The sequence below is a fragment of the Thalassolituus sp. ST750PaO-4 genome, assembly GCF_020320405.1.
Classification (GTDB): Bacteria; Pseudomonadota; Gammaproteobacteria; order Pseudomonadales; family Oceanobacteraceae; genus Venatoribacter; species Venatoribacter alkanivorans.
The window spans coordinates 100376-115735 of the sequence record NZ_JABVCB010000012.1 but is presented as its reverse complement, the minus strand read 5'-3'; the positions used below and the strand labels follow the sequence as shown (position 1 = coordinate 115735).

General features: G+C 53.0%; 10 protein-coding genes. 1 reads left to right on the top strand and 9 read right to left on the bottom strand.

Features of this window, described 5'->3' with window-relative positions:
- The first annotated feature begins 8 nt into the window (after positions 1-8).
- A complete protein-coding gene (lon, locus tag HUF18_RS13645; protein WP_225692584.1) occupies positions 9-2390 on the top strand; it encodes an endopeptidase La in 2382 nt (793 codons plus the stop codon).
- A gap of 183 nt (positions 2391-2573) precedes the next feature.
- Here the strand turns inward: lon and HUF18_RS13640 are convergent, their stop codons facing one another.
- The 9 genes from HUF18_RS13640 to HUF18_RS13600 all read right to left on the bottom strand — a co-directional run bounded on the left by HUF18_RS13640 (position 2574) and on the right by HUF18_RS13600 (position 15273).
- On the bottom strand, positions 2574-3041 hold the full coding sequence (locus tag HUF18_RS13640) for an REP-associated tyrosine transposase (protein ID WP_145468346.1): 468 nt from the start codon (positions 3039-3041) through the stop codon (positions 2574-2576).
- Between the two features lie 251 nt (positions 3042-3292).
- A complete protein-coding gene (locus HUF18_RS13635; protein ID WP_225692583.1) occupies positions 3293-3829 on the bottom strand; it encodes an isochorismatase family protein in 537 nt (178 codons plus the stop codon).
- A gap of 24 nt (positions 3830-3853) precedes the next feature.
- Positions 3854-4777 carry a Dyp-type peroxidase gene (locus HUF18_RS13630; RefSeq protein WP_225692582.1) on the bottom strand — a complete coding sequence of 308 codons (924 nt, stop codon included), beginning with the start codon at positions 4775-4777 and terminating at the stop codon, positions 3854-3856.
- A 108-nt stretch (positions 4778-4885) separates the two neighbouring features.
- Positions 4886-7318 (bottom strand): two-component system response regulator, encoded by a 2433-nt coding sequence (locus HUF18_RS13625; RefSeq protein WP_225692581.1) that lies wholly within the window; start codon positions 7316-7318, stop codon positions 4886-4888.
- Positions 7305-9146: a PAS domain-containing protein gene (locus HUF18_RS13620; RefSeq protein ID WP_225692580.1), complete on the bottom strand. Its 1842-nt coding sequence runs from the start codon at positions 9144-9146 to the stop codon at positions 7305-7307. Before HUF18_RS13620 ends, HUF18_RS13625 begins: the two co-directional genes overlap by 14 nt.
- A 134-nt stretch (positions 9147-9280) precedes the next feature.
- The gene (locus HUF18_RS13615; RefSeq protein WP_225692579.1) at positions 9281-12085 is read right to left on the bottom strand and encodes an FAD-binding and (Fe-S)-binding domain-containing protein; all 2805 of its coding nucleotides are present in this window, start codon (positions 12083-12085) and stop codon (positions 9281-9283) included.
- A gap of 1 nt (position 12086) precedes the next feature.
- Positions 12087-12791 (bottom strand): LutC/YkgG family protein, encoded by a 705-nt coding sequence (locus HUF18_RS13610; RefSeq protein WP_225692578.1) that lies wholly within the window; start codon positions 12789-12791, stop codon positions 12087-12089.
- Positions 12788-14395 (bottom strand): LutB/LldF family L-lactate oxidation iron-sulfur protein, encoded by a 1608-nt coding sequence (locus HUF18_RS13605; protein ID WP_225692577.1) that lies wholly within the window; start codon positions 14393-14395, stop codon positions 12788-12790. Before HUF18_RS13605 ends, HUF18_RS13610 begins: the two co-directional genes overlap by 4 nt.
- The gene (locus HUF18_RS13600; protein WP_225692576.1) at positions 14392-15273 is read right to left on the bottom strand and encodes a (Fe-S)-binding protein; all 882 of its coding nucleotides are present in this window, start codon (positions 15271-15273) and stop codon (positions 14392-14394) included. The genes HUF18_RS13605 and HUF18_RS13600 overlap by 4 nt, the downstream gene beginning before the upstream one ends.
- Positions 15274-15360 lie beyond the last annotated feature (87 nt).

Genomic DNA, 15360 nt, shown 5'->3' with positions numbered 1-15360 from the left:
GGGTCGATATGAGCGACGAAAATCACGAATTTATCAGCAGAGAAGAAGGCGCAGGCGCTCTGGCACTGGCCGATGACGTATTACCGGAGACGCTGTACATCCTGCCGGTGAATGGCCGTCCGTTTTTCCCGTCTCAGGTGCAACCGGTTATTGTCGATGAAAAAGTCTGGGGCGAAACGCTGAAACGGGTCGCCAATTCACAGCACAAATTACTGGGTCTGTCGTTTGTCGACGATAAGGCCGCTGACGAAGTGCCGGCACCGGAGCGTATTCCGGATATCGGCTGTGTGGTGCGTATTCACCGTATTCAGGCCGAAGATGGCCGCATTCAGTTTATCGCCCAGGGCATCCGCCGCTTCCGTATCCGTGAATGGTTAAGCACTGACCTGCCAATGCAGGCACGGGTGCAATATCCGCAGCGCAGCACGGATTTCACCGATGAGATCAAGGCCTATGCCATGGCCATCATTAATGCCATCAAAGAACTGGTGGCGATTAATCCCTTGTACTCCGAAGAACTGAAAAACTATCTCAACCATTTCAGTCCTAATGACCCATCCCCGCTGACCGATTTTGCTGCGGCCATCACCACCGCCGAAGGCAAAGCCTTACAGGATGTACTGGCCACTCTGCCCCTGCAAAAGCGTATGGAAAAAACCCTGGTGCTGCTGAAAAAAGAAGTGGAAGTAGCACGCCTGCAGGCTGAAATTAATAAAACCGTTAACGAAGATATCAGCAAACACCAGCGTGATTTTTTCCTGAAACAGCAGTTAAAAACCATTCAGAAAGAACTGGGGCTGGCCAAGGACGATAAAACCGCTGAAATCGATGAATTTGTACAACGACTGGAAGGCAAAGACATTCCGGCCGCAGCGCGCAAGCGCATTGATGAAGAACTGCACAAACTGAAAATGCTGGAAACCGGCTCGCCGGAATACAGCGTGACCCGTAATTATCTCGACTGGGCAACATCGGTGCCCTGGGGTGTATATTCCACCGATGCGTTCGATCTGAGCCACGCCCGCGAAGTACTGGATGCGCACCACGCCGGACTGGATGACGTTAAACAGCGCATTATGGAATTTCTTGCCGTTGGTACTTTTAAGCAGGAAATATCCGGTTCCATTATGCTGCTGGCAGGCCCTCCTGGGGTGGGTAAAACCTCTATTGGCCGTTCGGTGGCCGACGCGCTGGGGAGGAAATTTTATCGTTTCAGTGTTGGTGGTATGCGCGATGAGGCTGAAATCAAAGGCCACCGCCGCACCTATATCGGTGCCTTGCCGGGTAAATTAATTCAGGCATTAAAAGATGTCGAAGTATCTAACCCGGTGATTATGCTGGATGAAATCGACAAACTCGGTGCCTCTTATCAGGGCGACCCGGCCTCTGCCCTGCTGGAAGTACTGGACCCGGAGCAAAATAAAGAATTCCTCGACCATTACCTCGATCTGCGTGTGGATTTATCCAAAGTGCTGTTTATCTGTACGGCCAACCAGCTGGATACCATTCCGGCACCGTTACTCGACCGTATGGATACCATCCGGTTATCGGGTTATATCGCCGAAGAAAAACTCGCCATTGCCAAGAGCCATTTATGGCCCCGGGTACTGGAACGCCATGGTCTGAAAAAATCCCAGGTGAAAATCAGTGACAGCACGCTGAAAAGCATTATCGAAGGTTATGCCCGAGAGTCCGGCGTGCGTAATCTGGAAAAACTGCTGCAACAGATTGCACGTAAAGCCGTGGTTAAATTACTGGAAAACCCCAAAGCAAAAATTTCGGTGACCAACAAAGACCTGAGTGATTACCTCGGCGCTCCGGCCTTCCGTGCCGAACGTATTTTAAGCGGAGTCGGTGTCGTCACCGGCCTGGCCTGGACTTCGATGGGAGGCGCAACACTGCCGATTGAAGCCGCCGTTGTGCACCAGCAGAACCGTGGTTTTAAACTCACCGGTAAGCTTGGCGATGTGATGAAAGAGTCTGCCGAAATTGCCTACAGCTATACCGCAGGCCATGCGGCTGACTTTGGTGGCGATCCGGAATTTTTTAATTCCCGCTTCCTGCATCTGCACGTACCGGAAGGTGCAACACCCAAAGACGGCCCCAGCGCCGGGGTTACCATGACCACGGCATTAATGTCGTTAATGCTGAATAAACGCATCAAACGCCATCTGGCCATGACCGGTGAGCTTACCCTTACCGGTCAGGTATTACCGGTTGGCGGTATTCGAGAAAAAGTGATTGCCGCACGGCGCTCTAAAATCATGGAAGTGATTTTACCGGAAGCTAACCGCCGCGATTATGAAGAGTTACCGGAACATATTCGTAAAGGTATGACTGCGCACTTTGCTGAAAAATACGCCGATGTATTTGAGGTTGTGTTTGGTTAAAAAAGAGAAACGTTAAATCAGCAAGTGTTACAACAGGGTATTTTGGTTCGCGGGCATGGCCCGCTCCTACGATGTTGCAGATATATCAAAGGCAGATCACATTTGTGCTCCTGTAAATATCCCGTAGGAGCGGGCCATGCCCGCGACTTCGGCAGAATCCGGAATAAAATTCCCATCTGTGATTCAAATCCATATTGCATCCCAGAACGGGTATTCCCCGACTCTGCGCGCTAACCTTGCACGCAGAGGATTTGCCACAACGTATCGTGCCAGTGGCAGAATATCTTCCTCACTGCGCACAGCGTGGTCATGAAATGCAGACGCCCATACACGCCCCTGATAACCTGTTTGCCTTACCGCTCGTGCCGAGGATGATTTCATCGCGCCAACTAGCCGCGACAGGTCTGTTCCATCACCAGTCTGCAGTAACCAATGAACATGATCAGGCATCAGAACCCAGGCTATTACCTGAGAATTTTTCACCAATGATGGTTGCAGAAATGCTTGAACAGCTGCTTTCGCATAACACCATTCCGAAAAAATGCGTGCCCGACCAAAGGTACTGCTAGTAACAAGATATACGCGGCCCACTTCAGAAAAACGTCCAACGCGCAGTTGTTTATGGCCAATTAACGGGCGGAATCCTGTCATACCACACTCCTTGTGGCTGATCATCGGCTGCTGACAAAGCATAGCGCCTGATGCCATTCGCGGGCATGGCCCGCTCCTACGATGTTGCAGATATATCAAAGGCAGATCACGACTGTAATCGTATAAATATCGCGCGCGGGACGAACCATGCCCGCAATTCTGTAAATATCCGCAAAGCAGGTCATACCCGTGACCGTGTAATAACCCGTAGGAGCGGGCCATGCCCGCGATACTTTTTTGCTGTTTATTCGTTATTTAATCAGCTGAATCAGTTGTTTAAATACCGGCCCTTCAGCCTGTTTTTGCAATTCAAACAACGCCATTTCTACAGAGGTTAACTGTGCGCCCATGCTGTGCATTTTGCGGATCGCCAGTTCTTTATTGGCCTGTGTGCGCGAGCTGACGCCATCAGTTACCAGGTGTACGCCGTATTTCTGCGCCAATAAATCTCCAACCGTCTGGTAAACACAGACATGAGCTTCCAGACCGGCCACCAGCCACTGGCTGATTTTCTGATTTTTTACGGCTTTGGCAATGGTGGGTTCCTGCATGCCACTGAAAGTCGATTTAACCAGAGCTTCTCCCGGCAGAACTTCACGCAGTTCCGGACGTGTTGTGCCCAGTTTATCCGGCAGCTGTTCCATCCAGATAATGGGTAATTCCAGCAGGTTAGCTCCCTGAATCAGCAGCCGAAGTTGGGTGAATAATGCACTGCTTTCATGCATCTGTTCCGCCAGTTTGCCCTGTACATCGACGATCATTAAACCGGTTGTTTCTTTATTCAGCATGGGATACCTCCTGTTAAGGCTTGTTCAGCCCTGGGCGAGTACTGCATCAAGATCAGACTGTGACGGCATAAACCAGTAAGCACCGGTTAAGGCCGTCGAGTATTTCATCAGATGATCACTGTAACCATCGCCACTGTTCCCCAGCATACGTTCAAGCTGCACGCTGATACGGCGCAGGTTGCAGGCAAAGGCGAGAAAATACAGGCCGTGTTCTTCCGCACCACCGTATGGGGTACTGCGGCGATAGATTTTCTGCCCGACACCGTCAATTTTGACATCGGTCCGGCTGACGTGAGAGGTCGGTGGCATCGCATCGCCTTCAAGTTCAATATTATCCTGTTTAGTGCGGCCTATTACCTGTTCCTGTTCGTGCACGCTGAGCTGGTTGAATGCCTGCAGATGATGCCGCCATTTCTGCGACAGCACATAGGAGCCACCGGCACCGCTTTCACCCTCGGGAATCACCGCCGCATCCAGACGCTTGTCGCCTTTCGGATTGGCTGTACCATCGACAAAACCGGTCAGATCGCGGGCTTCACGGTTTTTAAAACCATTTAAATCCAACAAAGTTACGGCAACATCGCGCATGGCATCATGCACCTGTAAAACCGCATTCATGACTTCACCCTGATCTTCGCCATGAATCCAGAAAAACACATCGCGCTGAGTCGCTGGCATGGTGTAGCCATTCTCACCACGCAATTCTTTAAACGGCTGTAATTGCGCCGGCTGCCACGCCGGTTGCAGACGCTGCCAGGCTTCACCACCAAAGGCCACGGCAATATAAACGTCTGCTAACGTCTGGCGGGCACGGTCCAGCGCGGCGCATATTTGAACAGTTCCGGCATCCGGTTTCAGGTTCATTTCCAGATAATGTGCACTGCGGCCGGGTTCGGACAACAATCCGGACTGTGGAATCAATGATGAGGTATAGGCTGACGATGACACTGAGATAATCCATGACAAAGTGAATTGTCACTATAACAAAGCGTCAGTCTGATAAGAAATGCTGCGTAGGTCATGCCTGGCTTCTTATGTAACCGGCGCTGGCCGGGTTTATCCGAGAATGGCCCTGATATCTGCCCCCTGCAACCAGTCGGCAACGCATTCAGGCCGCATCGGGCGGCTGAATAAATACCCCTGAATGCAACAGCAACCCAGCTCGCGCAACATGTTCAGCTGGTTGCGGTTTTCCACCCCTTCAGCCGTCACCCGCAGATTAAGTACCTGACAGAGCGCCATAATAGCGCGGCAAATTTCAATATCATTGCTGTCATGGGGAAGATCCCGGACAAAAGAGCGGTCAATTTTCACCCGGTCAAATGGCAGCTCTTTCAGGCGACTGAGCGAAGAATATCCGGTACCAAAGTCATCGATGGCCAAACCGACACCCGACTTGCGGATATTTTCCAACTGACGCAGAACCTGCTCATTTGCCTGCAAAGCCGTTTCGGTAATTTCCAGCTCCAGCTGTGCCGCAGGAATGTTGAATTCTTCCAGCGTTGCGATCAGTAATTCGCTGAAGCTGCTGTCGGTCAGCTGGCGCGCGGATACATTCACCGACACCACCAGTGGAGGCATTCCGGCATCCATCCAGTTGCGTAACTCACGGCAGCTTTCGCGCAGCATCCAGGCGCCGATATCGACAATCACATCACTCTGCTCAGCAATCGGAATAAAGCGATCCGGAGGTATCATTCCCAGTTCGTCGTGATACCAGCGGCACAGTGCTTCCATCCCGTAAACCTGCGCCGTCTGCAGATCAATTAATGGCTGAAATTCGATTGCCAGTTCGTCGTTGCGGATGGCCTGCTTCAGATTACGTTCAATCCGCAGGCGCTCGTTAAACTCCATTGCAAGAGCAAAATCGTAAATACAGTAGCGGTTTTTTCCCTGCCGCTTGGCTTCAAATAATGCGGTGTCTGCTGCTTTTAATAACTCTTCATATTCATGCACCGATGGTCGTGACATCACGATGCCAATACTGGCTGACAGCTCAACTCTTTCACGACTGAGGGTCACAGGTTCCTGTACTGCAGCCAATAATTTAGTGGCGACGATTTTCAGATTGTCTTCCTGCTCTACGCCGGTTAATACAATCACAAACTCGTCACCACCAATCCGCACAACGGTATCTTCGTCACGCACCGATTGTTTAAAACGATCGGCCATAATACGCAGTAATAAATCCCCTTCTGAATGCCCAAGGGTGTCATTAATCAGTTTAAAACCGTCCAGATCCAGATACAGAATACCAACGGAACCCGGCGTATCGTCCCCCTCCAGTGCTTCGCGCACCACCTGTTCCAGACGAACACGGTTACCGACTCCCGTAAGGGCATCCATATAAGCGAGCGTGGCCAGATTTTTTTCAACGCGGCGCAATTCACTGATATCGGAAAACGTAATCACAAAGTTCTGCAGCTGTCCGTCATCACTTAATACCGTGCAGACATGTTCCCAGGCCGGAAAGAATTCTCCGTTCTTGCGCTGGCAGGCAATTTCCCCACTCCAGTAACCCTGTGCATCGCTGGCCAGTCGCGGATAAAACTGATCACTGTGGCGCCTGGCATGCAGAAACTCATCCGGATTCTGACCACGCACATCTTCTGCCGAGTAACCGGTAATCTGACTGAAAGCCGGGTTCACATTTAACACCCGGCGCAGGTTATCGGTAATCAGAATGCCTTCGGAGGTGGAATTAAATACCGCATTGGCCTGACGCAGCTGTTCATCAGCCAGATAACGCTCATGCACATCGTGCAGTACACCGATTACCCGGCGATCACCGTTTGCCCAGCTGAATAAACTGGCAAACAGTTCAACCCGGCGATAGTCGTTACCTTCATGTTTGCGGTAACGTACCGGCTGCTGAAAGCGGTTATGGCTGGTAATTTGCTGATGAATTTTATCGCGATCATCCGGATGAACATTCACCAGCAGAGCATCAAGACTTTCAGAAATTAATTGCGGCGGTGAATGTTTTACCGCCATCTGAATTTCAACATCCGGCGCTGGTGTCCACTCCCAGATGCTCATTCTTGCAGCCTCAAGCGCCAGGCGCAGACGCTCTTCAGACTGGCGTAATTCCATATCAGCATGATGGCGTGTCAGTGCAATACGGATAGCCGCATCCACTTCGCGTTTTTCAAAGGGTTTTACCATATAACCGTAAGGCAGGCTGTCGCTGGCATCATCCAGCGTCTGCTCATCGGTATAGGCCGATAAAAACAGTACAGGCACACCAAAGCGCTGCATAATAATTTTGGCCGCTTCAGTGCCCAGCATGGCGGTATCGAGGTGAATATCCATCAGAATAAGATCGATATCCTGCACCTCTGCTGCGGCGATGGCTGCTTCGCCACTGCCAACACAGGCAACCACGGTATAGCCCAGATCTTCCAGCGTCAGCTTAAGATCCAGCGCGGTTACCTTTTCATCTTCAACAATCAATATGCGGTAAGAACGCAAAGTGCTATGGCTGTTCATCAGAAGCTCCTGTATCACTGAGCGTTAATTGAAAAACAGCGCCTTCTGTATCCAGAACCTGTAATGTGGCGTGCATCTGCTCAACCAGTCCGGGAATTAACTGAAAACCGAGAGAATGGGAAACTCCGGGACGGACTCCCTCCGGCAGACCCACACCATTGTCAGCAATAACCAGCTGTTTTTCCGACCCATTTTCACTCAGAGACAGACGGATTTCTCCGCTGTCACGACCCAGAAATGCGTGTTTTATGGAATTAGTGACCAGCTCATTAATCAGCAAACCAAAAGGCAGTGCGACATCCAGTCCGAGATAACTTTCCTCCTGCTCCGATTCGACGATCATCTTGACGTTGCGCATAGCGGAAAAATAACTGCGGCTGAGCAGATCCCCGAGCCGGCGCATATAAGAAACCGCTTCGATGCGATCAAAATTTTTCTGCTCGTACAGCAGCTGGTGAATTAAGGCCATGGCTTTTATCCGCCCCTGGCTTTCATCAAAATAGCCGCGTACTTCTTCCGGCACGCTGCGCGCCTGCAGGCTGAGCAGGCTGGATACCACCTGCAGATTATTTTTTACCCGGTGATGCACTTCGTTCAGTAAGGCGGTTTTTTCATTCAGGCTGCGGATAAGGTTCTGCTGAATATTTTTCTGCACCGAGATATCAACGATGGTGGCCAGAATGCGGATACCTTCGGGGAAGTTCAGTGGTGTTAAGCCAATTTCTACCGGAAACAGACTGCCATCACGACGGCGGGCATACAGCTCCCGCATAGCGGCCATCGCTCTGGCCTGCGGAGCCTGTAAATATCCACGCCGCAGATCCCCGTGCGCAGCTTTTATGCTGTCCGGCACCAGATCCTCAACCGTCAGCTGGTACATCTGCTCGCTGTCATAGCCGAACATTTCCGTACTGCGGCGGTTAACCAGCTGAATATGGCCCTCTTCATCCACCAGTATCAGACCATCCTGAGTACTTTCGACAACCCGGCGGAAGCGCTCTTCGCTGTACTTGAGCATGTTTTCGCCGGCTACCCGGGCGGTAATATCAATGGCCGACGGAATCAGGTAAACAATCTCCTCCTCGGCATTTCTCAGCGGCGCCAGCATAAAGTCGATGGTCATACGCTGATCATTGGCAGTACGGATAACCACGTCATAGCGCACGGTTTCGCCCTGTGCGGCTGCCTTTACAGCTTCACGCAGCTGTTGCTGTATGTCGCTGTCGTATGACCACCAGAAGCAATCCCAGAATTTTCGTCCCTGAACGTCAGCCAGCTCAATTCCGGCCGCATCCAGCGGTGCCTTATTGGCATCAATCAGGGTGCCGTCGGGTTCCATAATGCCGACAAAGGACACCAGACTGTCGATAACCCGCCGCACAAGAGACGCCGATTCTTCTTTCGCCTGCTGTAACTCCAGCTCGACCGTATGATTAACCGCAATCACCAGCACGCCGAGAATGCGTCCGTCATCGGCGCGGATCGGGCGATAGGAGGCCAGCCACTGCGCCTTACGACCGGGAGTACTGGGGGCTTCTGCCAGAATTTCTTTATTGGTGATCTCTTCCCCCTGAACAATCACGGAACGCAGCATCGGTTCGATAACCGGCGCCAGCTGAGGGAGAACATCGTGGACAGAGCGTCCGAGGTGGGCTGCAACACTGAGGCCGTTAAAACGCGCCAGAGTGTTGTTAATGGCCTGGTAGCGCAGGTCGCAATCAATAATGGCCAGCCCCAGATCGGAATGGCCAAGCAAGGCATCCAGAACACTGGATTTCAGCTCCAGTAGTGCCAGTTTATCAGCTGCTGCCGCTGGGCTTGTATCCATACACACCGCCACTGTGAATATCATCCGTTCGAGCTTAACCAAACCCGAGGATTTTAATAAGGTATATTTACAGAATTACCTATAAACACCTCATCAGCAAGCTCCTTCCTGCGCCAGTCAGGAGCTGCTCTTATTCAGCTAAGCCGGTCCAGCAGGTAAAACAGCGAGTGGTAAGGGATTTCCCCGTGGCGGCTGAGGCCAATTTCACAGGTGCGGCTGGTCGAAATACCCTCCACGCAGTGCTCCACCTGAGCTTTCAGCGGCGCCAGCGCCGAGGCATTCAGTTCCGGCAGCATAAAACCCTTATCGCCGGCAAAGCCGCAACAGGTAATGTCCGCCGGCACCACCACCTGAGTGGAGCATTGCCGCGCCAGTGAGAGCAATTCTTCGCCCAGTCCCTGCTTGGTAGTTGAGCAGGTGATGTGTACTGCCACCGGCTCATGGGTCGGCCGGATATCCAGATTCGGTACCAGAAAGCGGTTGGCAAAGCGGATCGGATCGAGCAGCTGAATACGCTCGTCCAGCTGTTGCTGCAGACGGAACACGCAGGGACTGGTATCAATCAGTACCGGCAGGCGGCCATTATCGGAAGCTTTCAGCAGCGCCGCATTAAGCGCCGCGCGCATGGCATCGGCCTGCTCAAAATGACCTTTGCTCTCCAGCGGCATGCCGCAGCAGTGCTGGTCCTGATCGGGCAACATGGCCAGGTGCACACCGGCTTTCTGCGCCAGATCGAGGGTTACCTGCATCAGGCTGCGCTGGTCATCCTCTTTGGCTCCCGGCCCCATGGTGCGGCTGGCACAGCTGGGGAAATACACCACCTGAGTCAGCTCATTCACGCCGTATTCACAGGGGTTGAGCTTATCGGCGGCGGTCGGCATGGCATCGTGCCACAATGGCGTGGCCCCCAGCGTCAGGGTATTCACCCCTTTCGCCACGGTGCTGATCACGCCGTCACCAACCAGATCGCGGGTAATATCCATTAACTGCAGCGCGCCACGGCTGGTTTTGCTCACACCGGCAAAATGATCGGCCACCCACTGCGCCTTACCCGCATGTTTTTTATTGCGTTCATGGCGCAGTTTGCGGCTTAAATCACCGGTATTAATGCCGACCGGACAGGCCATACTGCACAGACCATCGGCAGCGCAGGTATCCACGCCCTGATACTGATAGTCATCCAGCAGGGTTTTATACGCCGGATTTTTACCATCACGTTCCTGGCGTTTTAGTTCGCGCATAATCACAATGCGCTGGCGTGGCGTCAGGGTTAGGTTGCGTGACGGGCAAACCGGCTCGCAGAAGCCGCATTCGATGCAACGATCAATCAGATCATCCGCTTCGGGAATGGGTTTTAAGTTCTCAATATGAGTGCGCAGGTTGCGGGTTAAAATCACATCCGGGTTTAACAGGCCGGCCGGGTCAAAGGCCTGTTTGATCGCCCACATCAGCTCATAAGCCTGACCGCCCCATTCCATCTCAACAAAGGGCGCCATATTACGTCCGGTGCCGTGTTCGGCTTTGAGCGAGCCATCGTAACGGCCAACCACCAGCACACAGACTTCGTCCATAAAATCGGCATAACGCTGAATTTCAGCCGGATCGGTAAAATTCTGGGTAAAGACAAAATGCAGATTACCGGCCAGCGCATGACCAAAAATAATGGCTTCGTCGTAGTGGTATTTTTTAAACAGCGCCTGTAACTCCAGCACCGCAGGCGCCAGATTCTCAACCGGAAAGGCAATATCTTCGATAATGACGGTGGTGCCTTTGGCACGTACTGCACCGACCGCCGGAAATAACCCTTTGCGGATATTCCAGTACAGCTGACAGGTGTTTTTATCGGTGGTAAAGGTTTTCGGCTGCAGGGTATCAAAAGCCTGTAAAGCGGCGGTGGTTTCGCTCAGGCGCTGCTGTAATTCGGCATCGCTGCCGGCGCGTACTTCCACCAGCAAGGCGGCAGCCTGTTCATCGAGGGTGCGTAAATAGTCCGGCATGCCGGGTTTATCTTCAACGCAGCGCAGCCCTGCACGGTCTATTAATTCAACCGCCGCGACCGGTGCCGAGGAAAGAGCGGTCACTGCCTTACTGGTCTGTTCGATGTTGGCAAACAGCAGTAAGGCAGACGCTTTATAAGCGTGCTCTTCGACCGTGTGATAAATCACCTGCGATACAAACCCCAGGGTGCCTTCTGAGCCCACCAGGAGGTGCTGCATAATATCGATCGGATCAGAAAAATCCACCAAAGCGTTAAGACTGTAGCCGGTGGTATTCTTAATTCTGAATTTCTTCACAATCCGGTCGTGTAAAACCGGATTGTTCAGCACCTGCGAGCGCATGTCCGCCAGTTGCTGCAACAGGCTGGCATGGCTTTGGCGGAATGCATTTTTTGAGGCTTCATCGGCGGTATCCAGCACCGTACCATCGGCCAGAATCAGGCGCATCGAGGCCAGTGTCTGATAAGAATTCTGCGCCGTACCGCAACACATACCGGAAGCGTTATTGGCGATAATTCCACCAATTTTGCAGGTATTGATCGACGCCGGGTCCGGGCCGATTTTACGCGCAAAAGGCGCCAGCAACTGATTGGCACGGGCACCAATAACCCCCGGCTCTACCTGTAACTGCGCACCGTTATTTAATACCGCGGCTTTATTCCAGCCATTACCCAAACGCACCAGCACACCATCGGTCACGGCCTGACCGGACAGACTGGTGCCCGCCGCCCGGAAGGTTAAATGCACTTTGTGCTGATGCGCCAGCTCCAGTACCTTCTGTACTTCCTGCTCATTAATAACCGTGACGACCAGTTTGGGAATCAGGCGATAAAAGCTGGCGTCGGTACCAAAGGCCAGAGTGCGTAACGGATCGGAAATAATGCGTTCGTCGGCAATAAAAGGCGCCAGATCCTGCGCAAAACGATGAAAAGCGTCAGTCATATCAGGCATCCGTTAACAGCAGGACAATCAGTTCTTTTGGCCCGTGGGCGCCATAGGCCAGGGTCTGCTGAATATCGGCGGTCTTGCTCGGCCCGGAAATCAGCAACACATTAGTCGGCATATGCGCCGGTAATTTCTGTGCCTGCACCAGGGTTAAAAAGCTGGCGGTAATGGCTGAGGCATTGAGCAGAATAATATTCAGCGGCGGCACCAGCGACAGCGCCCGTGGTTCCTGTGGGCCGGTTTCGACCAGCAGCGAACCGGTTTCCGCCAGACCCGCCGAGGCCACACTGAAGCCTGCGTCCACAGCGGTAAACAATTCCTCTTTGCTTAACGGCTCAGTCAGCAGGGAGGCATCAACCGGGGTTATCTTCTGTTGTTCAGTATGTTGTTCAGCAAACTGTGCCAACGCATTAAGCAATACCCTGCCCTGCTCATGCTCACCGCTGAGCAGGCGTTTAACACCGCGCGCTGTCAGTTGTTGTGCCAGCTCTCCTGCCCAGTTGGCCGTTGTGGTTTCAATGACTTCGGCATGGTTATCCAGCAAATTTTGTTTAAAGCTGGCCAGCCATTCGCTTTGCGCCAGTTGTGTCCAGCCAGCGGCATGCTCTGCCTGAATGCCGGTGGTTTGGCTTGTCTGCTCAGGGTTTTGGGCAGACGCCTGGCTGGCATACAGCCGCTGTAAAATACGCTCACGACTGTTCATGCATTATCTCCGCGTTTATCGGCAGTGTTGTTCTGATACTGGCCAGCCACCCCCCGGGCTTTGGCTAATTCATGCAGACTGCGGCGCGCCGGTTGTGGCGTGCTGCGCGAGTCGGTCCAGGGGGATAACAGTGCCGCGGCGGCTTTGCTGCGGAACAGGCCGCGACCGCGGGTCATCGCTGTGGTCATGATGCGGTACAGCGGCGCAAAACGATGGGTCAGCGCCCAGCCGCGCCAGATTAAACTTTCACCCAGCGTGCGTTTGGCCCCCCGACCCATCACTTCCTGTACTGCAGTGGCATTGGAAACCGCGGCGGCATCGGTAAATTGCGGACTGACGGCTTCAGCGCGTAACTCGCGGATTAACTCCGGCAAAGGAATACGTACCGGACAGGCCTCACCACAGGCGCCGTTTAATGAGCAGGCGCTGAGCATATCGCCGTGTTTTTCTAATCCGGCAATCTGCGGTGTCACCACCTGACCAATCGGCCCCGGATACGTCGAACCGTAAGCATGACCGCCAACCCGCGCATAGACCGGACAATGATTCATACAGGCACCACAGCGGATGCACTGCAGTGTCGGTTTTAACACCGGATGGCTGAAAATACGCGAGCGACCATTATCCACCAGCACCAGATGCACCTGTTCCGGGCCATCCAGCTCACCGGCTTTTTTCGGGCCGGAAATCATATTGAAATAGGTGCTGATTTTTTGCCCGGTTGCCGAGCGGGTTAACAGTGTCAGTAATTCCGGCACATGGGAAAAATCTTCCACCACTTTTTCAATACCGGTGACGGCAATGTGCAGCTTCGGCATAGTCGTGGTCATACGGCCATTGCCTTCGTTTTCCACCAGGCACAGCGTGCCGGTATTGGCCACGGCCATATTCACGCCGGAAATACCGGCATCGGCGCGCATAAATTTATCGCGCAGAATAGCGCGGGCATTGCCGATTAATTCGTCAACGTCTTCGGTATAAGGCACCTGCGAACCATCGCTGGTCTGGGCACGGGCGTGCATCAGTCTGGCAATCTGTGCCTTATTTTTATGGATGGCCGGCATAATAATATGCGATGGCGTTTCACCGGCCAGCTGCACCAGATATTCGCCCATATCACTTTCCAGACACTCAATACCCCGTGCCTCAAGAAAATGATTGAGTTCAATTTCTTCCGTCACCATGGATTTACCCTTCACCACGGTGCGGGCGTTATTCGCCGTTAAAATATCGTGAATAATAGTGCAGGCTTCATCAGCGGTTTCGGCCCAGTGCACCTGAATACCGTTGGCGGTCAGATTTTTTTCCAGCCGCTCCAGTAACTCCGGCAAATTGGCCAGACTGTGCTGACGAATAGCTTCACCACGGTCACGTAACGCAGACAACGCACTCTCATCGGGAAACACTGCTTTGCGTTTGCCCATTAAAAAATCGGAAGCACCGCGAAAGCTTTTACGTAAGGCTTCGTTTTCCAGTGCCATTTTGGCGCGTACTTTAAAATGGCGTTGCTGCAGCTCGTTAAATTCGCGCTGCTCGACGTTCAGCTCCTGCTGTAACTGTTCGATATTGATATGCATGCTGTCGGAGGCAATTTTCTGGCTCATGCTTTATCTCCGCTTTTCTTGTTGTATTGCTGGCTGCGCTTCTGGCTGATCTGGGAACCATCACCACCGTTAAGACGCGTATACAACAGCGAGGCCAGATGCTGAACCGGAATTTCAGGCCCCTGCTTCTCCCCCTGCAGTTTGTCTAAGGTGCCACCAATATTCATCAGGCAACCGCAGTCACCACTGACCAGCCGCTGACAACCGGTGGCGGCAATCGCACTGGCTTTATCCGCCGCCATCGCCGCAGAAATATCACCCTGCTTCACTGCAAAGGTGCCACCGAAGCCGCAGCATTCGGCAACCCGTTCAGGCTCAACGACCTGTACACCGGGCAGGTTTTCCACCAGCGCTTTATGCTCCGCCGCCACACCCATGCCGCGACGGGCCGAACAGGAGGTATGCAGCGCCACGGTTAGCGGCGACTGATCTTCTGCCTGCGCCAGCTGTTGCTCCAGCTGCAGTACGTTCACCATAAATTCACTGAACTCATAACTGCGTGCCGCCAGCGCAATGGCAGCCGCCTCTTCCGGCTGGCCGGCAAAGAGCTTCGGATATTCTTTGTGCACCATGCCAGCACAGGAGCCCATCATCACCACTACCGGTATATCGGCGGCAAAGGCCTGCAGCTGAGTGCGGGCTACAGCACGCGCCTGCTCGTCATAGCCGGAGTTATACGCCGGCTGACCGCAACAGCTCTGGCTTTGCGGAAAAATCACCTCGATCCCTGCATGCTGCAGCAGCGCGATCGCATCCATTCCGGCTTCGGGATAAAAGCTGTCGACCAGGCAGGTGCCCAGCAAATAAACCGCTTCTGGTTTGGGCGGATAAACCCGCGACTGGCGGCTGGCGGCCGCTGTTGTGTTCTGTTCTGTCATTGCGCTATCACCGCTGTCGGCTGTGAGGTGGGCTGACGGGCATATCAATTTTATAAATTGGTATTACCAATTACCCACTCTTGATTT